Genomic DNA, 18,461 nt, shown 5'->3' on the forward strand with positions numbered 1-18,461 from the left:
ACCGGAGAACGCCATGGAACAGAAACGTCCTTCCATTCCGATGCAGGTCCAGGCGTTCCGCCGTCGCCGCTGGCGGCCTCGCTGGCCCTGGGTATTGGCTGCTGCGCTGGTCGCGCTGCTGCTGATCTGGCTGGTGTCCCGGACGCCCGGCGAATCCTCAGCGCCGTCGCGCGCGCCGGTCAGCACGGCGCAGGTCGCTGGGCCACCCTGGCAGATGGGCAACCCGGAAGGCCGTTTCACGCTGACGCTCTATGCCGACCTGGAATGCCCGTTCTGCCGGGAGTATTTCCCGCAGCTCAAGCGCTGGGTCGGCAACAACACCGACGTGGCGCTGCAATGGCATCACCAGCCGCTGGCCGCGCACGAGCCTGCCGCGTCGGCCGAGGCACGTCTGGCCGAGTGCGCCGCCGAAGCGGGCGGGCATGCGGCGTTCTGGCAGGCGGTCGAATGGGTCTATGCCCACACGCGCAGCGACGGCCAGGGCTTGCCCGATGGCTTGCGTTACCCCGAAACAACGTCAGCCATCGAACAGTGCATGGCTAGCGAGCGCCCCAACGTGGCCATCCGCGCGCAGGCCGCGGAAGCCACCAAGAGCGGCGTGACCGCCACGCCGTCGCTGCGACTGCTCGATCGCCAGACGGGCCAGGCCATCCTGTTGCAGGGGCCGATCGAGGGCGATGCCTTGCTCTCGGCCATGGACCTGCTGGCGGCCGGGGAAATGGCCAGCGACGCGCCGGGTTCGCCCGCCACCCCCACATCCGAAATGCCTGCCGACGTTGTCGGCGACATGCCCAGGTAGCCCTCGGTCTTGAAGGCTACGGCGCGGCTCGCCGCGCTGACCGCTACCCGTTCGCTTTCGCATCCTGGCCGCGAACAATCACCGCCGCGCGGTGATGGATGCACCTTGTTCCGCTGTTTCCATCCCCAGGAGGGCTTGCCCTCCCAGGGTGGCGCCCTCCGCTCACTTTCTGGAGGTCCGCCATGTCTCTCGTCGCCAACGACTCCTGCGTGGAGCCACGTTTTGCCCCCATGTCCCAATCCGATGACTGGATCATCCGGCAAGCCATCGCGCTGCTGGAGCAGCGGGTCTTCAAGAAGGGGCCATCCCTGGAGAGGCCTGCCGCCGTCAAGGACTACCTGCGCCTGAAACTGGCCGCCGAGCCCAATGAAGTCTTCGCCATCGTGTTCCTCAACAGCATGCACGAGGTGCTGGCCTACGAGCCGATGTTCAGAGGCACGATCCATTCGACCTCGGTGCATGCGCGTCCGATCGTGCAGCGTGCCTTGGAACTGAATGCGGCAGCGGTCATTTTTTCTCACCAACACCCTTCGGGCTGCACGGAGCCGTCGAGCGCGGACCGTGCGTTGACCCAAACGCTGAGGGCCGCGTTGTCGCTGATCGACGTGAGGGTGCTGGATCACCTCATCGTCGGCCAGGGCACGCCGTACTCGTTCGCGGAATCCGGCCTGCTGTAGCGACGGCATCGGCTCCCTGATCCACGCGGAGGCTTCGGCCTCCGCTTTTTCATGGGCGCGAGACAAGCAGGTATGCGGGCAGTGCGCGATGCGCATTGTTTGTTGGGGCCGCGTCGGCTTCGCGTTTGACTACTGCTCTGATCAACTTCAAGGGCACGCGACATGACAGCATCCCTTTCCAGGTTCGCGCCGGGCTGGCGAACCCTCGGCCGGGCCGTGGCGCTGCCGGCAGCCCTGGCCGTTTTCAGCCCGGCCACCTTCGCCGCCGACGTGGTGGTCGTCACCGACAGCCGCCACCCGGTCAAGACCATGGGCGGCGAGCGGCTGATCGAGCTGGACGAAGCCCACAGGATTGAAGCGGAGCTTTCCGCGGGACTGCCCACCGACCCCGAACAGGCGACGGCCATCGTCAAGCGCCGGCTGAATGGCGGCGGTGCCGATCTGCAGCGACGCATCGCTTCCGCATACCAAGGCGTTACCGACGCATGGAGCCTCGGCATCACCAGCCTCCCGGCCGTGGTGGTGGACAGGCGCTATGTGGTCTATGGCGAGCCGGATGTGGCTCGCGCTGTCGCGCGCATCGAGCAGCACCGGAGGACCCAGCCGTGACCCGACCATTCGACCTGATGCGCCGCCTGCGCGCTGGCGTGGCTTCGTTGCTGCTGCTCAGCGCCACGGGCAGCTACGCCCTCAATACAGCGACCATCATCGGCTCGGTGGCATCGCCCGATTGCCTCGAATACCGCGTCGTCGGCATCTGCTACTGGCTCTACTGCACATGGACGGGCTGCACCGTGCGCACGTCGATCAAGGTGCGCCACTACATCCCCGATGCAGTGGTGTCGTCGTACTCGAATACCGGAGAAAACCCCTGGGTCGAAGTCCAGGCAATGAGCACGCCCAACCCGTCCGCCCAAGCTGGCGGCGACGGAACGACGAACGAGGATCACGAAAACAGCCTCGCCAAATTCAAGAACGCGGATGTCATCGGTCACCCCGGCGCAGAGGTGTTCAACCAGTTCGTCTCTTCGTCAGGCTACTTCTGTGAGGGCGCGGGCACGGCGTTTATGCCGTACTTGCTCAGCACCCTGGATACGCTGGCCTGGCGCTACAACGTGCCCGAGATGGCCTACCCGGAAGCGCTGATTCCGGGCCGGCGCGAAGTCGGTGCCCGTACCACGATGAATCTCTGGGGCAACGTGTATCCCCGTGGCGGCTTCCTGCACCAGACCGACGACTTCAAGGCCGGCGCAGTGGTGGCCCAGCGTGCGGGCGATGTGGTCACGCGCCGCGGGCAGATCCACGTCTATCAGCCGTTGCTTGCCAACTCCCGTGACGGCTACTGGCCGGCCGGCGCGCTGATGGAGGGCGATGCCTCGACCGGCAAGTGGCAAGAACTCACGCCCGTCCTGTCCTCGTCCTGCACGGTCTTCCCGCGCAGCGGCTTCCTTACCCAGGCCCAGCAAGGCGACTACGCATGGGCGCTGTGGCGGCCGTATGCCTGCTGCGAGCGCCGGGGCCAGGTGTTCCTGGGCAGCGTCGATTTCCTCTGAGGGGGTGCCATGAAGTTCCGTCCTGCATTCAATCCGTTCTCCCGCCGGGTACGTCGCACGGAGATCGTCCTGGCACTGGCCGGCGCGCTCGCGCTGGGCAGCGGCGTGGCCTGGGGTCAACTGGGATACCAGACCAGCGGCAGCGTCATCGGCGATGACGTCATGTACTCGATCGGTGGCGGCAACGCCGTGTCGATGGGACGTGCAGCCGGCATGCGCTCCATCGGTGTCGGCGTGGGTTGGAACAGCAACTTGATCTGCGGCGACATGAGCATCCAGACCACGTTGAAGAACCAACTTAACGGCATTACCAACGGCTTCCAGCAAATCATGTCGTCGGTGATCCAGAGTGCCACCAGTGCGGTGGCATCGTTGCCCGCACTGATCATCCAGCGGGCCGATCCCGGTCTGTACAACCTGCTCACCAATGGCGTGCTGCAGGCGCGGCTGGATTTCGACCGCAGCAAGCTGACGTGCCGTGCCATGGCCGAGAAGATGGCCGAAACGGCGGGCGGCCAACTCGGCTGGAGCCAGATGGCCGAAGGGCTGGCGCTGCGCGATGCCGTGTCGAGCACGGATGCGGTCTCGGCCATCGAGCAGGCCGAGACGCGCCGCGGCAATGACGGCGTGCCGTGGGTCGGGGGCAGCAACGCGGGCGGCTCCGGCCAGCCCGCGATCAAGGTCGTCGGCGATGTCACCCGCGCTGGCTACAACCTGGTCAACGGCCGCGGCGTGACCGACACCTCGTCCATTGCGCCGGCCAGTTGCAGCAGTCTCTCGTGCCAGACCTGGACCTCGCCGCAGGCTGCCGTCGAGTGGGCCACGCGCGTGCTCGGCGAGAAGGAGCAGCGCACGTGCGATGCCTGCACCAAGACCGAGACGACGCCGGGCGTCGGGCTCACGCCGCTGATCCAGGAGGAGTACGACGCCAAGCTGCAGGCGCTCCAGGACCTGGTAACCAAGGCCAAGAACACGACGCCGGAGAACCTGCGCGAAGCTGGCAGTGCGTCGCTGCCGATCACGCGCGGCGTGATCGAGGCGCTGCGCGACGAGCCCGACCAGCACCTGCTGTCGCAGCGCCTCGCGTCCGAGGTCGCGCTGGCATCCGTGCTGGAGAAAGCGCTGCTGCTGCAGCGCACGCTGCTCACGGGCAAGAAGGAGCCCAACGTCGCGGCGAACGAACTTGCCGTGGAGGCGGTGAACCACGAGAGCGACACGCTCGACCGTGAGATTCGCAACCTCAAGACCGAACTGGAGCTGCGGCGCGAACTGGCGAACAACTCGCCCATGGCGATCATCCAGCGCCACGGCGCGCGCGCGGCCGGTTCGCGCGGCATCTACGAGGGCGATCCTGTGCCGGACCGTCTCGACCAGCTCCAGAAGGGCAATCCGGGGAGTCGGCCATGAGCCCGGCGCGCATGGCCTGGCGGCCGCTGCGCTGGTTGTTCAGCCGGCGCGCGGCGAAGACGCTGCTGTGGCTGGTGCTTATCGTTGCCGCCGCAGTGGGGGCGAACGTCGCGGGCATCAACCTGGTCGGCAGCGTTGCAGGCTGGGAACGGTGGCTGGCGGCCTCCGCAGGGTATTTCTTCATCTGGCGGCTGTGCGTGTACGCGGCAACGGCCTATGGATGGTTCTGGATGCGCCGCCGGGTGCTGGCCCGCGAAGACCAAAGCGGGACAGATGGGCAGGCGCGGCGCCGGCTGATCCGTACCGAGGTCGCCGGCGTCGTCGCCATCGTCGCGCTGGAAGCCAGCCTGTTGATGCAGGCCGCTTGAGGGGAGATCGGGGCCATGACGCTCTTCACGACCGACTATCTGGAGTACTACCTCACCCTCGTGTCCTGGATCGTCAACAACGGTATCTGGGCCGTGCTGGTGTCCAGCGGGGTGTTCGCGCTGCCTTTCGTCGCCATCGTCGTGCAGGAGTGGCTGAAGGCCCGCGCGGAAGGCGCTGACGAGGGCAACAAAGGCGTTCTGAGTGCCGCCCGTATCGAGAACCGGGTGTTCGTCGCGATCGTGGTGGTGATGTTCGCGGGCATTCCGTTCATCGACGTGGACCTCAGCACCATCCAGTACGACAGCTCGCGCTCGGCGCAGTGCCAGGTCAGCGTGCCGCAGCCCACGGAAACCGGCTGGTCGCAGTCCTTCAGCACCATCAACAACCAGTCGGCGAAGGTGCCGGTCTGGTGGGCTTTCATGCACGCGCTCTCGCGCGCCGTCACGAGCGCCTCGGTAGCGGCGATCCCGTGCGGTACGGACCTGCGGCAGATGAGGATGGAGATCGACGCGACCCGCATTGACGACCCGGTACTGGCTCAGGAGGTCGCGGACTTCTCGCGGGATTGCTATGGGCCTGCGCGGGCCAAATTGTTCATGCAGCGCCCGGATCTCGATGAGCAGCAGATGCACGACGTAACCTGGATCGGCTCGCGCTTTTTCACGGACACGGGTGGCTACTACGACAGCTACCGCTCCAGCACGGCGCGCGAGGCATGGCCCTATGACGACACCCGCGATGCAGGCCTCGCGCAGGTTGCCAATGGTGGCGGCTACCCGACCTGCAGGCAGTGGTGGTCAGACGGCAGCAACGGCCTGCGCGCGCGGCTGCTGGGGCAAGTGGACCCGACCCTGCTGAATCGCCTGGCGGGCTGGGCCGGGTTCCTCAGCCGGGCCGAGGTGGACGATTCGGTGATCCGCGCCATCGCGTCACCGCGGCAGCAGAAACTGAACCAGGGCAGCGTCTATACGGACTACGGCGGCCAGATCGACAAGACCCTGCCGAACATCGTGACGCGCGCCACGGGCGACGTGGGGATGGCAGTCGGCGCGATTGCCGCGTTTCCTGCCATGGATGTCGTGCGCCAATCCCTGCCCATGATCCTCGCCTTACTGAAGATGGCGCTGGTCATCTGCATCCCGCTCGTGCTGGTTGTGGGCACCTACGACCTGAAGACGGTCGTCACCGTCAGCGTCGTGCAGTTCGCGCTGTTCTTCACGGACTTCTGGTTCCAGCTCGCACGCTGGATCGATTCAACGATTCTGGACGCGCTTTATGGCTGGGGCTTTGGCTGGAACCGGCCGCACACCAACTTTGACCCGCTGGTAGGGTTGAACAACGCCTTCGGCGACATGCTCCTGATGTTCGTCATGGGCACGATGTTCCTGGTTCTGCCGGGATTCTGGCTGGCGAGCCTTACCTGGGTTGGGATTCGGGCCGGGCACGTCATCCAGGGACTTTCCGATGGCAGCAAGAGCGCCGGCCAAGCTGGCGGCAAGGGTGCCGGGGCGCTCACCGGAGGAAAACTGAAATAGCGCGAGGCCGGTCAGTCGTCGGTGTACAACTCGTGCGACGTGTCGTTGTACAGGTTGGGATCGTAGCCCGGCGTCTTGCGCAGCTCGGTGAGGTCGGTGAAAGGCCACTCGTCCTCATCCGAAGTATTTGCAGCAGCAGCCCATCCCGCCGCCGCAACGCCCAGCATCACGAGTGCAAACCAAAACGCAACGTAGAGCAGCACCCCCAGTACAGCCAGCTTGGCTACCCACACGAGCGCGGTAGCGCCAGCTCGCGGCATGCCCTTGGACACCAACCAGTTCGACGCCCGCCGTTCGCGTCGCGCATAGGCACGCCATCCGCGGCCAAAGGCGCGGCCGAGGCGTTCTGCGGTGCTGGTGCGGGTCGTCGTGTTCATGGTCGTCTCCTGCTGTTGAGGAATGCCTATTCCAGTTTGCTCCACTTCATTCGGTTTGCGGCTTCAATGTGTTTTCTTGCTGCTTCAGGACGCTTCGTCATCCGGCCCCACCGGGCCGGGGTCGGGTTCAACGCCGATGCGGTAGGTAACAACGAAACGCGGCCAGTCCACATGGTCCACCAGGTCGATGTCCTCGATGACGCCAACCTTCGCTCCCGCACGCTCGAACAGGGCGATGCTCTTGGCGGGATAGTTGTTGCGCGACGGATAGAGCACCCCGTCGAACAGCGCCTGGCCATCATCTCCGAGCATCGCATGCACCTGGGCGGACACCCGCTGCGTGTGCGTGTAGTCGCGGCTGGCCAACTGCTCCAGGTTCAGGCCGAAGTAGCCCGCCATGACGCCCTGCGCCGTGAGATCGGCCAGAAACACGTCGTCCATCACGCCTACTGCGCGCACCATCCGGGCTTGGACTTCTTTCAGCGCGATCGAGCGTTGCGTGTCCGCAAGCCACTGGTGCTTGTGAAACACCGACTCCATCAGCGCCGTGGGCAGGTCGCGCCCCAGGTAGAGCACGCCGTAGGCCCCCGCTGGGTCATCGTAGCGATTCGTGCTGCTGCGGCCATAGTACAGCGGGCTGCCCCGATAGACGACGCGGCTCACATGCTGGAGCAGTTCACCGGCATCGATCAGGAACGAAGGCAGCTCGTGGCTCATGGCGGTCTCGCTTCAATGCACCTGGACGCCCAGCACGTTGAACACGGCCTCGGCCACGTCATCGATCGTGCCATGCGTCACCGCATCCACGGGCGAGCGACCACCCAGGCCTTCGAGGGGTTCGGACAGCGCGCGGTAGATCGTCCAGTGGTCGATGCCCTCGACCTCCTGGAGCACGGTTTGGGTCAACTGCTGCTTCACCGGGTCGAGCTGCCAGTCGGGCAGCTTCTGGCCGCGCGGCCCCACGTTCAGCGCCAGCAGCCGACGGGCGAGGATGTCCTTGTAGATTTGCTGGCGCGACTTGTCCGCCAGCTTGGCGAACTCGGCAGGCGGCAGGTTGTCCGGCTGGTTGAAGGCTTCCAGCAGCAAGGCGCGGCCTCGCTGGACATCGGTTTCAGCCGGTGTCCAGCGCGTGTCGGAGCGCAACGCGGCCGCCTTGCGCTGCAAGGCCTGCGCCACCGTTTCACCTTCCAGGTTGGCGGGCAGCGTCACCGCCTCCACGCGCTCGTGGATGAACGCCTGCAACTCAGCCGCGAACGCCGGTGCATCCCGGATTTCGACGGTATCGGCGAAGCGTCGCACATCCTCCACCGTGACTCGCGGCAGCCGGTCGGCAATGAATTCGATCGCAGTGGGCATGGTCAGCTCCCAGGTAGGTTTGAGACAGGATTCACTCTAGTCTCCTTTGTCGCATTTGTCAACTTAGTCGCCCGGGTGGGAGCCTACCTGGCGGTGTAGCGCCCCGGCAGCATAGGCCGGGGCCCAGCGCCAGGTCGCCGTCTAATCCATTCGTGCGGGTTCCGCATTGACGCTGGAGCCGCAGCCCAGGCCCCGCTATACCGAAACGGTTAAAGGCCAAAGGGTCGAAACGGCAAGGGAATGGGGTGCAAGGGGAAAGGCCCTACCTTGAAAAGGCCAAAAGGCCTCCCGCCCGGCCCGCCATCAGGACACCGACATGCTCTCCCTGTTCCAGCGAAAACGGCCCCCGGTCGCTGCCGCGCCGTCGCCAGCACCCGCCACCGACCTCCCGAAAGGGTTGATGCGGCCGGAGTCGGCCGCATCGTTGCTCGCCACCCCGCGCCGGCAGAAGCTGCTGGAACACATCTGGCAGCGCACCTCGCTTTCGCGCAAGCAGTTCGCCTCCCTGTACCGCGCGCCGCTGGAGCGCTACGCCGAGCTGGTCCAGGCCTTCCCGGCTTCCGAAGCGCATCACCATGCCTACCCGGGCGGCATGCTCGACCATGGCCTCGAAATCGTCGCCTACAGCCTAAAGCTGCGGCAGTCCCATCTGCTGCCCATCGGGGCCAGCCCCGAAGACCAGGCGGCGCAGGCCGAAGCCTGGACTGCGGCCGTCGCCTATGCCGCACTGCTCCATGACATCGGCAAGGTGGCCGTCGATCTGCACGTCGAGCTGGCCGACGGCAGCACCTGGCACCCATGGCACGGCCCGCTGCGCCAACCGTACCGCTTCCGCTACCGCGACGACCGCGAGTACCGGCTTCATAGCGCCGCGACAGGCTTGCTGTACCAGCAATTGCTCAATCGCGATCTGCTGGACTGGCTCAGTGGCTATCCATCCTTGTGGGCGCCGCTGCTCTACGTCTTGGCTGGGCAGTACGAGCACGCCGGGGTTCTGGGCGAGCTTGTCGTGCAGGCCGACCGCGCCTCCGTCGCCCAGGAGCTGGGCGGCGATCCCGCGCGCGCCATGGCCGCGCCCAAGCACTCGCTCCAACGCAAGCTGGTCAACGGGCTGCGCTACCTGCTCAAGGAAGAGCTGAAACTGAACCAGCCGGAGGCCTCCGATGGCTGGCTCACCGAGGACGCGCTGTGGCTGGTGAGCAAGACAGTCTCGGACAAGCTGCGCGCGCACCTGCTGTCCCAGGGGGTCGATGGCATCCCCGCGAACAACACGGCCGTGTTCAACGTGCTACAGGATCATGCCATGTTGCAGCCCACCGCCTCCGGCAAGGCCATCTGGCGCGCAACTATTACCAGTGAGAGTGGCTGGTCCCATGCCTTCACGCTCCTGCGCCTGGCCCCGGCGCTGATCTGGGAGCCCTCGGAGCGACCCAGCCCATTTGCGGGAACCGTGACCGTGGACAACGCCGGCGAGGCCGAGGACGGGCCGCGCCCGTCCGCACCCGACGCTGCATTGCTACCTGGAGCAGCGGTGGCAACGGAGAAGGAGCCCGCAGCAAGCAGCCGTCCAGATCAGTCGGGCGGAAGTCACGCCATACCTCCCAGCACGCAGCGCAATCCGGCCGACCCACTGGAAAGCATGCTGGCGATGTTCGAGACAACGCCTGAGCCGGAGCAGTCCGTCGAAGCCCCGCCAGAGGGTGCCGACGATGCAGCGGTGCCGCTCGACCCTCCCGCATCGGCCCCAGGTCCTTCGGCGCCGACCGCCGCGCCTGCGCCGCACGATTTCGCCTCATTTACCGGGCGGCCATCGGGCGAGCATTTCATGGCCTGGCTGAAACAGGCCGTCCAGACCCGCAAGCTCATCATCAATGACGCCAAGGCCCTGGTACATACCGTGTCCGACACGGTTTACCTGATCAGCCCTGGTGTTTTCCAGCGCTACGCACAAGAGCATCCAACCATTGGGCCGCTTGCGAAGGACGCGGCCCTGCAGGACTGGCAGTGGGTGCAGAAGCGCTTTGAAAAACTCGGACTCCACAGGAAACAGCCATCGGGTCTGAACATCAGGACGTGCGAGGTCATGGGACCGCGCAAAACGCGCCAGGTGCATGGCTATTTGCTCGAAGACCCATCGCACATATTCGATGCCGTTCCACCGAACAATCCTTATCTGTCGCTCAAATAGCCGACTAAGAGGGGAAGTGCCACACGTTCTGTTTGAACGGGTGGCAAGCTTCAGTCGATCCGAAGAGGCTCGAACGACTTGACGAGTTGGTCCACCGCCTTGACCTGCCGCAGCAGCGGTTCGAGCGTGTCCAGTGGCAGAGCGCTGGGTCCGTCACAACGTGCATGCGCCGGGTCGGCGTGTGCTTCGAGGAACAAACCGCCAATGCCGACCGCCATGCCGGCCCGCGCGAGTTCGGGCAACTGTTGGCGACGCCCACCCGAAGCCAACGCATCCGCTTCTCGCCGCTGCAGGCTATGGGTTACGTCGAACACCAGTGGCAGGCCACTGCTGGCAACGCTCATTTCGCGGAAGCCCAACATGTCCACGACGAGATTGTCGTAGCCGAACTGCGTGCCACGCTCGCACAGCAGGACGCGCGGGTTGCCAGCCTCGTGCAGTTTGTGGACGACATGCCTGATCTGGCCCGGGCTGAGGAACTGCGGCTTCTTGACATTCACTACCCGACCGGTGCGGGCAATGGCGGCCACCAGATCGGTCTGCCGGGCCAGGAAGGCCGGAACTTGCAGTACGTCGGCAACGGCAGCGACCTGCATGGCCTGCTCAACCTCATGCACGTCGGTCAAGACTGGGCATCCGAACCGCGACTTGACCGCATCGAGGACCCGCAGCCCTTCCTCCAGGCCGACACCTCGGAAAGAATGGATCGACGAGCGATTGGCCTTGTCGAACGACGCCTTGAAAACGAAGGGTATCCCCAGCTTGCGCGTCACCTCCGCGAAGTGCTCAGCCGCAGCCAGGGTCGTATCGAGATCCTCGATGACGTTGATGCCGCCGAACAGCACGAACGGCAGGTCGTTGGCGACTGTGATGCCCTCGGAAATGGCGACGTGCAGGGAGGTGGCTGATGATGTCGATCGCATAAAAATTCCTCTCGTGATGTCAACGACCGCAGGCGAAAGCGCCGAGCGTCGTCGGCGAAGAATGCCTCACGGTCTTGAGCTTTGCGTGCAGACGCGTCCACAACAGCGCTTACAGGGTCCGACCGGGGTCCGCACCGGCGACTCCGCCCGTGACCACGGTCTTCCTTCAGCGGCTCACTGAAGACCGAGCGCCTTCATCAGCCTCGGCTTCTGGCTCGCGAAGGTGCCATAGAAGACCTCGTCGCCGACGATCGTGATCGGGGCCACGCGCACGCCGGTTCGTGACTTGGCCTCCGCGGAAATCTTCGGGTCGGTCAGGTCGCGCTCTTCAAACGCGATGCCCTGCTGGGACAACCACTCCTTTAGTGCCCGGCAGTCCGGGCAAGTTGGAGTGCTATAGATGAGGATGCGCGGGGTGTTGGCTTGGTTCATGGTCGTGCCTTCACTTGCCCCGAGCGACAAGCCAACTCTTCATCATGGCGATCTCGCCTTCCTGCGCGGAGATGACCTCCTGAGCCAACTTGCGGACCTCCGGGTTCTTGCCGTACTGCAGCGCCACCTTGGCCATGTCGATCGCACCCTGGTGGTGCGGGATCATGCCGCGCATGAAGTCCACATCGGCGTCGCCGCTGAAGTCGATCATCATGTCCGCATGCATGCGGTCGTTGCCGGCACGGTAGGCGGCCGTCGAGGCATCGCCCGAGCTGCCGGCCGCCGCCTGCTGGCCGTTGTCGCCCAGCCACTTGTTCATCATGGCGATCTCGCCTTCCTGCACGGTGATGACCTCCTGGGCCAGCTTGTGAACCTCCGGGTCCTTGCCGTACTGCAGCGCCACCTTGGCCATGTCGATCGCGCCCTGGTGGTGCGGGATCATGCCACGCATGAAATCGACGTCGGCGTTGCCAGTGAACTGCGCTCCCATCCCGGCGTGCATCTGGTCGTTCACGGCGCGATACGCGGTCGTGGAAGGACTGTCATTGGCCGAGGCGCTGGAGGGCATCGCGTGCCCTTGGTGACCTCCGCCCGCACTGGCCTGCATCGCTTCACCCGACGGGACGACCACCTTCTTCTGGACGGCCATCAGGCCGGCGGCGACCACGACGGCGCCCGCAATGAACAAGAGGCTGAACTTGTTGACCTTCATGAAAAAACTCCTTGAATGAGGTTGATGGGTTCACTGTAGGGCCTCCCATTGTTGGAAGGTCAAGCCCTTATTTCGCCCGTCACTTGGCGCTGCACGGCGGTGTGCCCATGCCCATTTCAGTTGCAAGTAATTCTCAACAAAGGTAGGATGTTAGGACGTTAATAGCGAGAGTCCAGGATCATGTCCCAGCAACCGAAAGTTCACGACACCAGCGATTTCCCCATCGTCCGCTTCGACGGCGCAAGCATCTACAACGGATACAGCAGCGCCTGGTGCGCGGAAATGGATGAACTCGTCGCCTGCGGAAAGCCCTTCGTGCTTATCTACGTCGCGGGAGGGCCAGAAGAGACTCTCGACGATCGCGCTCAGCGCGGCGTCTGGCTGAAGACTCACAAGGAGACGCTTGGCGGCACATTGCTCGCGCTCATCCACGTCGAACCGGATTCGGATAAGCGAGCCCAGTTGGAGGCCATGCTGCCAAAGCTCGTCCAGGCTTTCGGTACACCGCAGTCCACCCGGGCCACCCACGCCGATGCCGAGGCGCTGGCCCGGTATGTCCTGGCGGGTGGTCGCGTCGAAGATTCGATATGAACAGCACCGTCCGGTCGCTGTAGCGCACCAAGGGCCTATCCATGAGGACCGGCTACCGCGTGCTCTCCGGGAAACAACCCGCGTTCCGATCAACGGGGCCGGCGACCGGCTGCTCGATGGAAAGCGGCATTGCCAGCGCGGGAGTCGCGCTCGGATCAACCCGATTTCTCAAGTGCCGCAATCAGCGGAGCGACCACGTTCCGCACAGCCGCCGCAGCTGCTTCTCCATCCTGGCGCTCGATAGCATCCACGATCGCCTCATGGGTCGCGAGACCCGGCTCGGGCAGTTCCTTGTCCTTCAGCGCAGTCAGCGTGTTCATGCGGACCGAGTTCGCGAAGTAGCGGTACAGCTCAGCCAGCGCGCCGTTGCCGCACATCCCGGCGATCGCGCAGTGGAAAGCCGTATCGGCCTCGGCAAAGGCCGCGCTCGATGCGTGTTGCTCCTGCTCGCCGCGGGCCTTCAACAGTCGGCGCAGCAGCCCAACGTCCGCCTTGGACCGATGCACCGCGGCCAACCTGGCCGCCTCGGTTTCCAGCATGCAGCGCAACGCGAAGTGCTCTCGCAAGCCGGAACGCCCGACACGGCGCATGACCTCGGCCGGATCGATATTGGTTCGCACGTAGGTGCCATCACCCTGGCGGACTTCCAGGACCTGGCCGTGCGAGAGCACGCGAATGGCTTCCCGCACCGTGTTGCGGCCAACCTCCAGCATCTCGGCCAGTTCCTGCTCCCTGGGGATGCGCTCGCCGACCTTCCAGGCGCCTCCCTCGATCTGGCCGCGGATCAGCTCAATCGTCGAATCGACGAGCGAACGCCGCGGCGCCTGTGGGAGTGTGAAGCGGTTATTCATCGCGGTTCTCAAATGACGTAGAGACGGGAGCCCATCGGACCTCGATTGTAGCAACTCAGGCCTTATACATAGGATGATTCTATGTATTTGACAAAAGAGCAATTGCCGACGGCCTGTGCTTCGTTGCGCGCGACATGCGATTTTCCACCACGCCCGTGCGAGCGGGATTTTTTTCAACACCTTTTGGAGTATTTCGACCATGAACAACATGCAGCACGCCCTGTCATTCAGGCCCCTTCGTTCTTCAGACGGCTTGCGCTGCCGTCCGGTGCAGGCTTTGGGAGCGATATTCCTCGGGCTGGCTTCACTCGCCTATAGCGTCACGTCGCAGGCGGCAGATGAGCCAGAGAACGTGAAGGTGGTCCGGCAATACCTTGACGCCTGGAATGGCGGGCGAACCGACGCGATGGAAAAAGTGCTCGATTCCAACGTCGTCTATTTCAATACCAGCAATGAAGCGTCCCGCACTGGGCCTCAAGCCATTACCGAAGTCTCGCAGTTTCTGATGAAAATCCTGCCCGACCGAAAAATGAAAATCCGTTCGCAGCCGGTTGCCTCCGGCGATGGTGTGGCGATCGAGTGGGAATTCACCGCCACCAAGAACAGCAATGGCGGGACGTCGCCCTCCAGTTCGACCATCAGTTATTTCGGCGCGAGCTTCTTCCGTGTTTCGAACGGAAAGATTGTCTATGCCAGCGACTACTACAACCACAACACCATGCAGAAGCAGCTTCAGCAGTAACGTAAATCCGCAAACAGGAAATCACCGACATGTCCCGCTTCATCATGCACAAGCCCTCGGCGCCGCCAGCGCAGCGGTGAGGCAAGCGCTTTTCCTCAATCCAAGGTAATTGCGCTGGTGACTTGATGAATATCTGACACGCCGGTTATCGAGCCTTGTCTCGATGAAATAGAAATCCCGAATGAAACTACCAACCACGAAGCAGGAACTCCTTGACAAGGTTCGCGCCAGCCACCGAAAGCTCGGGGTAGAAGCTGCCACCATTCCCGCCAGCCACTACCGGCACACGGCCATGATCTGGCAGGAGCCGCGCCTGCATACCAACGCTGCGATGGTCCTGGTGGACGTCATCGTCTGGAACACGATGATCCTGCAGTTCGCGCATGATCGGACGCCTGGACCTTCGGCGTCCTTTTACTCGCCGAGTGCGATGGCGCAGCGGGCCGAGCGTCTTTCTGCCGGCTTCCAGCGCCGTTTCGCGGGCAGAGACCTTCGCGAGCTGGAAGCCATGCTCACGGAGGGACAGGACCGGGTGCTCGACTGCGTGGCGCACCATTCGAACGCCTCGCTTTTCGATCCCGCGTTGAGCCCGATGAAGACCCTCGGGCGCAAGATCCAGTTCTTCACCTCCACCGCCTACGACGACGCGCTGTCGAGGCTGCGCCAGTGGAAGCAGGTGCTGTAGCGGCCGAGGCGACCCACTGCGCGGAGCGCCTCTTGCACCGCTCCGATCAGACCGGAGCTGGCAGCGCCGGCTTTCGCGCGGCCTGCCACAGCAGCGGCACCAGGATCAGCGCCAGGGCCGGGAAGATCATCCAGTTGACCGCCTGCCAGCCCGAGCTGTGCAGGATCGATCCCGCGAGGAACGACACGGCCGCCGTGGCGGCGAAGACGAAGAAATCGTTCATGCCCTGCGCCTTGCTGCGCTCGGCCGGGGTGTGGCAATCGGTGACCATCGCCGTCGCGCCGATGAAGCTGAAGTTCCAGCCGATGCCCAGCAGCGCCAGCGAGCCCCAGAAGTGGGACAGGCCGAGCCCGCCCAGGGCCACCACCCCGGAGGCGGCGAGCAGCACCATGCCGACGGCGGTCACGCGCTCCTTGCCGTAGCGCACCATCAGTCGTCCTGTGAAAAAGCTCGGCCCGAACATCGCCAGCAGGTGCCACTGTATTCCTAGGGCGGCGTTGTCCACCGAATGCCCGTGGTTGACCATCGCCACCGGCGCGGCCGTCATCACGAACGCCATCACCCCATAGGACACCACGCCCGCAGCCACGGCCAGCAGATAGCGCGGCATCGCCAAGAGCTGCAGCACCGTCCGACCGCTATCGGCGACTGCTTCGGCCTGGGTCTGGCTCGGCGTGCGCAGCATCAGCAGGATCGGCAAGGCGATCAGCGGCAGCAGCGCCTGGCTGAGGAAGCTGCCAACGTAGGGCGTGCCCGCTACCGCATCGCGCGTGAAGATCACCAACTGCGGCCCGATGATGGCGCCCGCGAGACCGCCCACCATGACCCAGGAAATGGCCTTGGCCTTAAGCGCGTCCTCGGCGGTGTCGGCGGCTGCGAAGCGGTAGCTCTGCACATACGCGCCGTAGAAGCCCGCCAGGAAGGTGCCGGCGCAGAAGATCCAGAACGAGGCCAGCATGATGCCCAACGCGGCGATCAGGCCCGAGGCCACGCCGAAGCCGACCCCCACCACGTATCCGTTGCGGCGGCCATGGTGCCGCATGATGAAGGCGGCAGGCAAGGTGCCGATGGCAAGACCCAGGCCGAACAGACTCACGGGCAAGGTGATCCAGGCCGAATTCTTGGCAAGCTGCTGGCCGACCAGCCCACCCAGCGACATCACGATGGGCGCGCTGGCGCCGCCGAGCGCCTGCGCGGCGGTGAGAACGCCGATGTTTCGGCGCGTGATGCTCTGGTCGGTCATGGGCGTCTTTCTTATTCGTTTGTCTGGCCGGAAATATTACACGCATGAATATATATTCAGTTATATGGACATGCGATGCTCACGAACCATCGCGAGCCGGTCCATCCTCGGAAGCCCCGGCGGAAGCAGCACCGTGCAGGGCCAATGCGAGCAGGTGCTCTTTCACCTGGATCAGTTGCTCCATGCGTTCCTCAACACAGGCGAGATGGCCTTGGACAGCCTGCCTTAGCAGCTCAGGTTCCAGGAACCCCTCATGTGCCCAACCCAGTAGGCGGCGCACGTCATCCAGGCCGATTCCCGAGGCACGGTAGTTGCGAATCAGGTGAAGCCGTTCGACATGGGCCGGGCCATAGCGCCGATAGTTGTTGCGTGACCGCTCCGGGGCTTGCAACAGGCCCTCCCGCTCGTAGAACCGAATGTTCTCCGGGGGGGTGCCCGTCAAGCGCGCAAGTTCACCGATCCTCATCCGGTTCTCCGTGCGCAACGATGGGGAACGCCGCCGTTGCGCATAGCCCTTATCCCGGCGACCGGGCGGATGGTTGCCCGGTGGCGCCCGATTGCACCGTGTGCTCAGTCCAGCCGCCACCCAGCGCCTTGTAGAGGTGGATGAGGTTGTTCAGCCGCGTCAGGCGCGTGCGCACCAGGGTCTGCTGCGCACCGTACTGTGTGCGTTGCGCATCGAGCAAGGTGAGGTTGTCGTCCACGCCTTCCTGGAAGCGTTGCTCGGCTAGTTGGTAGGCTTTCTGGCTAGCCGCTACCAGGAGCTGCTCCGAGCGGATCTGCTCATCAAGCGTGCGCTTGCCCGCCAAGCCGTCAGCCACCTCAGCAAAGGCCGCCTGGATAGACTTCTCGTAGTTGGCGATTTCGATCCTCTTTTGTACCTGTGCCACGTCCAGATTGGCTCGCAACGCGCCGCCGCGGAAGATGGGCAGCGTGATCTGCGGCAGGAAGCTCCAGGCCCGCGAGCCCGAATCGAACAGGCCGTCCAGCGAAGCGCTGGCCGTGCCCGCCGAGCCCGTGAGGCTAATCGTCGGGAAGAACGCGGCCCGCGCCGCGCCGATGTTGGCGTTGGCGCCGATCAGCATCTGCTCGGCGGCGCGGATGTCCGGCCGACGCGCGAGCAGTTCGGACGGCAGGCCGCTCGGCAGGTCGGTCGGCACGATGTCGTCCGGCAGCGCCACGGCCTCGTCAAGCTGCCGGGACAGCTCCGGCGTCAGCGGCTGGCCCAGCAGCAGCACCAGCGCGTTGCGGTCCTTGGCCGCCTGCCGCGTGTAGGCGGCGCGGTTGGCCTCGGCGGTGCGCAGCGCGATCTCCGCGCGGCGCAGGTCGAGCTGCGTGGAATTTCCCGCTTCCACCAGTTGGGTGGTCAGGTCATAGGAGCGCTTCTGTGTGGCGAGGGTGTCGCTCGTCAGGCGCAGCAGTTCCTGGTCGGCGCGCAGCGTGAGGTAGGCGCTGGCCACCTCGGACACCAGGCTCATCTGCGTGGCGATGCGGGTCTCGTCGAGGGCCAGGTAGGACGCCAGCGCCCGGTCGTTGAGGCTGCGGATGCGGCCCCACAGGTCCAGCTCCCAGGCGGCCGTCACCCCGGCCACGTCGTAGCGCCGGAGCACGTCGCTTTGCCCCGTGGTACTGAGGTCGGCCGGTACGCGCTCTGACGCGCCGCGGGCGGAAACGCCCAGGTTCGGCAGCATCTCGGCACGCTGGATACGGTACAGCGCCTGAGCCGCCTCCACGTTGAGCGCGGCTTTGTGCATGTCGCGGTTGTTCTCCAGCGAAATGCCGATCAACTGCTGCAGCAGCGGGTCGCGGAAGAAGTCCCGCCAACCGATCTCGGCCGTGATCGCGTCGTCGGGCGTCGCGGCCGCCAGTTCCACATAGGCCGCGCCCGAGGGATAGGCCGTGTCGATCGGCGCTGCGGGCCGGTCATACTTCGGTGCCATGGAGCAGCCAGCCAGCGCCGCCGCGAGGGCGAGCGGCGCCAGCGTCCTGGCGGGTCGTGTGAATGCGAAAGATGTTTTCAT

The 18,461-nt window shown here is 64.8% G+C and carries 21 protein-coding genes; 11 read left to right on the forward strand and 10 right to left on the reverse strand.

Translation table 11 applies throughout. The features are described from left to right. Positions 1–13: 13 nt before the first annotated feature. From Tfont_RS01975 to Tfont_RS02005, 7 genes are all read left to right on the forward strand, one after another. Positions 14–799, forward strand: a complete 786-nt coding sequence (locus tag Tfont_RS01975; protein WP_012614069.1) for a DsbA family protein — start codon at positions 14–16, stop codon at positions 797–799. 182 nt (positions 800–981) lie between these two features. Continuing rightward, on the forward strand, positions 982–1,476 hold the full coding sequence (locus tag Tfont_RS01980) for a JAB domain-containing protein (protein ID WP_003821118.1): 495 nt from the start codon (positions 982–984) through the stop codon (positions 1,474–1,476). 162 nt (positions 1,477–1,638) lie between these two features. Then, a complete protein-coding gene (locus Tfont_RS01985; protein ID WP_003821119.1) occupies positions 1,639–2,085 on the forward strand; it encodes a TIGR03757 family integrating conjugative element protein in 447 nt (148 codons plus the stop codon). Continuing rightward, the gene (locus Tfont_RS01990) at positions 2,082–3,029 is read left to right on the forward strand and encodes a TIGR03756 family integrating conjugative element protein (protein WP_012614067.1); all 948 of its coding nucleotides are present in this window, start codon (positions 2,082–2,084) and stop codon (positions 3,027–3,029) included. Before Tfont_RS01985 ends, Tfont_RS01990 begins: the two co-directional genes overlap by 4 nt. Before the next feature lie 9 nt (positions 3,030–3,038). Beyond that, positions 3,039–4,436, forward strand: coding sequence for an integrating conjugative element protein (locus Tfont_RS01995; RefSeq protein ID WP_003821123.1), 1,398 nt, complete (start codon positions 3,039–3,041; stop codon positions 4,434–4,436). Next, positions 4,433–4,804 (forward strand): hypothetical protein, encoded by a 372-nt coding sequence (locus Tfont_RS02000; RefSeq protein WP_003821125.1) that lies wholly within the window; start codon positions 4,433–4,435, stop codon positions 4,802–4,804. Before Tfont_RS01995 ends, Tfont_RS02000 begins: the two co-directional genes overlap by 4 nt. A 15-nt stretch (positions 4,805–4,819) precedes the next feature. Beyond that, positions 4,820–6,340: a conjugal transfer protein TraG N-terminal domain-containing protein gene (locus Tfont_RS02005; RefSeq protein ID WP_003821126.1), complete on the forward strand. Its 1,521-nt coding sequence runs from the start codon at positions 4,820–4,822 to the stop codon at positions 6,338–6,340. Positions 6,341–6,351: 11 nt separating this feature from the next. Here Tfont_RS02005 and Tfont_RS02010 read toward each other — a convergent pair whose 3' ends face one another. The 3 genes from Tfont_RS02010 to Tfont_RS02020 form a co-directional block, all read right to left on the reverse strand. Next, positions 6,352–6,717, reverse strand: a complete 366-nt coding sequence (locus Tfont_RS02010) for a DUF3742 family protein (protein WP_003821127.1) — start codon at positions 6,715–6,717, stop codon at positions 6,352–6,354. Between the two features lie 84 nt (positions 6,718–6,801). After that, complete coding sequence (locus tag Tfont_RS02015) at positions 6,802–7,434, reverse strand: RES family NAD+ phosphorylase (protein ID WP_012614066.1); 633 nt, start codon at positions 7,432–7,434, stop codon at positions 6,802–6,804. Positions 7,435–7,446: 12 nt separating this feature from the next. Beyond that, positions 7,447–8,073, reverse strand: a complete 627-nt coding sequence (locus Tfont_RS02020) for an integrase (RefSeq protein WP_003821129.1) — start codon at positions 8,071–8,073, stop codon at positions 7,447–7,449. 316 nt (positions 8,074–8,389) lie between these two features. On the opposite strand from Tfont_RS02020, the gene mobH reads away from it, so the two are divergent. Beyond that, positions 8,390–10,261, forward strand: a complete 1,872-nt coding sequence (mobH, locus tag Tfont_RS02030; protein ID WP_003821130.1) for a MobH family relaxase — start codon at positions 8,390–8,392, stop codon at positions 10,259–10,261. Between the two features lie 50 nt (positions 10,262–10,311). Here the strand turns inward: mobH and kdsA are convergent, their stop codons facing one another. The 3 genes from kdsA to copM form a co-directional block, all read right to left on the reverse strand. Beyond that, a complete protein-coding gene (gene kdsA / locus Tfont_RS02035; RefSeq protein WP_024082531.1) occupies positions 10,312–11,157 on the reverse strand; it encodes a 3-deoxy-8-phosphooctulonate synthase in 846 nt (281 codons plus the stop codon). Positions 11,158–11,358: 201 nt separating this feature from the next. After that, positions 11,359–11,616, reverse strand: a complete 258-nt coding sequence (locus Tfont_RS02040; RefSeq protein ID WP_003821132.1) for a glutaredoxin family protein — start codon at positions 11,614–11,616, stop codon at positions 11,359–11,361. Between the two features lie 10 nt (positions 11,617–11,626). Beyond that, positions 11,627–12,328: a CopM family metallochaperone gene (gene copM, locus Tfont_RS02045; RefSeq protein WP_003821133.1), complete on the reverse strand. Its 702-nt coding sequence runs from the start codon at positions 12,326–12,328 to the stop codon at positions 11,627–11,629. 180 nt (positions 12,329–12,508) lie between these two features. Between copM and Tfont_RS02050 the strand changes: the two genes are divergently transcribed. Continuing rightward, positions 12,509–12,919, forward strand: coding sequence for a hypothetical protein (locus Tfont_RS02050; protein WP_012614065.1), 411 nt, complete (start codon positions 12,509–12,511; stop codon positions 12,917–12,919). 155 nt (positions 12,920–13,074) lie between these two features. On the opposite strand, the gene Tfont_RS02055 is transcribed toward Tfont_RS02050, so the two are convergent. Next, positions 13,075–13,770 carry a FadR/GntR family transcriptional regulator gene (locus tag Tfont_RS02055; RefSeq protein WP_003821135.1) on the reverse strand — a complete coding sequence of 232 codons (696 nt, stop codon included), beginning with the start codon at positions 13,768–13,770 and terminating at the stop codon, positions 13,075–13,077. A 199-nt stretch (positions 13,771–13,969) separates the two neighbouring features. Between Tfont_RS02055 and Tfont_RS02060 the strand changes: the two genes are divergently transcribed. Then, positions 13,970–14,512: a nuclear transport factor 2 family protein gene (locus Tfont_RS02060; RefSeq protein WP_015912832.1), complete on the forward strand. Its 543-nt coding sequence runs from the start codon at positions 13,970–13,972 to the stop codon at positions 14,510–14,512. A 181-nt stretch (positions 14,513–14,693) separates the two neighbouring features. Then, a complete protein-coding gene (locus tag Tfont_RS02065) occupies positions 14,694–15,197 on the forward strand; it encodes a ClbS/DfsB family four-helix bundle protein (RefSeq protein WP_003821138.1) in 504 nt (167 codons plus the stop codon). A 46-nt stretch (positions 15,198–15,243) separates the two neighbouring features. On the opposite strand, the gene Tfont_RS02070 is transcribed toward Tfont_RS02065, so the two are convergent. The 3 genes from Tfont_RS02070 to Tfont_RS02080 all read right to left on the reverse strand — a co-directional run bounded on the left by Tfont_RS02070 (position 15,244) and on the right by Tfont_RS02080 (position 18,461). Then, entirely contained in the window at positions 15,244–16,440 is a 1,197-nt protein-coding gene (locus tag Tfont_RS02070; RefSeq protein ID WP_021204989.1) for an MFS transporter, read from the reverse strand. 79 nt (positions 16,441–16,519) lie between these two features. After that, entirely contained in the window at positions 16,520–16,906 is a 387-nt protein-coding gene (locus Tfont_RS02075; protein ID WP_015912830.1) for a MerR family transcriptional regulator, read from the reverse strand. 49 nt (positions 16,907–16,955) lie between these two features. Next, positions 16,956–18,461: an efflux transporter outer membrane subunit gene (locus tag Tfont_RS02080; protein WP_003821143.1), complete on the reverse strand. Its 1,506-nt coding sequence runs from the start codon at positions 18,459–18,461 to the stop codon at positions 16,956–16,958.

It is taken from the genome of Tepidimonas fonticaldi (assembly GCF_007556755.1).
Classification (GTDB): Bacteria; Pseudomonadota; Gammaproteobacteria; order Burkholderiales; family Burkholderiaceae_C; genus Tepidimonas; species Tepidimonas fonticaldi.

What these genes read in the sequence shown, in the direction of transcription:
- Tfont_RS02020 (WP_003821129.1), bottom strand. Translation starts at nt 8,073, where the DNA reads ATGCCCACTGCGATCGAATTCATTGCCGACCGGCTGCCGCGAGTCACG.
- Tfont_RS02000 (WP_003821125.1), top strand. Translation starts at nt 4,433, where the DNA reads ATGAGCCCGGCGCGCATGGCCTGGCGGCCGCTGCGCTGGTTGTTCAGC.
- Tfont_RS02040 (WP_003821132.1), bottom strand. Translation starts at nt 11,616, where the DNA reads ATGAACCAAGCCAACACCCCGCGCATCCTCATCTATAGCACTCCAACT.
- Tfont_RS02070 (WP_021204989.1), bottom strand. Translation starts at nt 16,440, where the DNA reads ATGACCGACCAGAGCATCACGCGCCGAAACATCGGCGTTCTCACCGCC.
- Tfont_RS02050 (WP_012614065.1), top strand. Translation starts at nt 12,509, where the DNA reads ATGTCCCAGCAACCGAAAGTTCACGACACCAGCGATTTCCCCATCGTC.
- mobH (WP_003821130.1), top strand. Translation starts at nt 8,390, where the DNA reads ATGCTCTCCCTGTTCCAGCGAAAACGGCCCCCGGTCGCTGCCGCGCCG.
- Tfont_RS01980 (WP_003821118.1), top strand. Translation starts at nt 982, where the DNA reads ATGTCTCTCGTCGCCAACGACTCCTGCGTGGAGCCACGTTTTGCCCCC.
- Tfont_RS02055 (WP_003821135.1), bottom strand. Translation starts at nt 13,770, where the DNA reads ATGAATAACCGCTTCACACTCCCACAGGCGCCGCGGCGTTCGCTCGTC.
- Tfont_RS01975 (WP_012614069.1), top strand. Translation starts at nt 14, where the DNA reads ATGGAACAGAAACGTCCTTCCATTCCGATGCAGGTCCAGGCGTTCCGC.
- Tfont_RS02065 (WP_003821138.1), top strand. Translation starts at nt 14,694, where the DNA reads ATGAAACTACCAACCACGAAGCAGGAACTCCTTGACAAGGTTCGCGCC.
- copM (WP_003821133.1), bottom strand. Translation starts at nt 12,328, where the DNA reads ATGAAGGTCAACAAGTTCAGCCTCTTGTTCATTGCGGGCGCCGTCGTG.
- Tfont_RS02005 (WP_003821126.1), top strand. Translation starts at nt 4,820, where the DNA reads ATGACGCTCTTCACGACCGACTATCTGGAGTACTACCTCACCCTCGTG.
- Tfont_RS02015 (WP_012614066.1), bottom strand. Translation starts at nt 7,434, where the DNA reads ATGAGCCACGAGCTGCCTTCGTTCCTGATCGATGCCGGTGAACTGCTC.
- Tfont_RS02080 (WP_003821143.1), bottom strand. Translation starts at nt 18,461, where the DNA reads ATGAAAACATCTTTCGCATTCACACGACCCGCCAGGACGCTGGCGCCG.
- Tfont_RS02060 (WP_015912832.1), top strand. Translation starts at nt 13,970, where the DNA reads ATGAACAACATGCAGCACGCCCTGTCATTCAGGCCCCTTCGTTCTTCA.
- Tfont_RS01995 (WP_003821123.1), top strand. Translation starts at nt 3,039, where the DNA reads ATGAAGTTCCGTCCTGCATTCAATCCGTTCTCCCGCCGGGTACGTCGC.
- Tfont_RS02010 (WP_003821127.1), bottom strand. Translation starts at nt 6,717, where the DNA reads ATGAACACGACGACCCGCACCAGCACCGCAGAACGCCTCGGCCGCGCC.
- Tfont_RS02075 (WP_015912830.1), bottom strand. Translation starts at nt 16,906, where the DNA reads ATGAGGATCGGTGAACTTGCGCGCTTGACGGGCACCCCCCCGGAGAAC.
- Tfont_RS01985 (WP_003821119.1), top strand. Translation starts at nt 1,639, where the DNA reads ATGACAGCATCCCTTTCCAGGTTCGCGCCGGGCTGGCGAACCCTCGGC.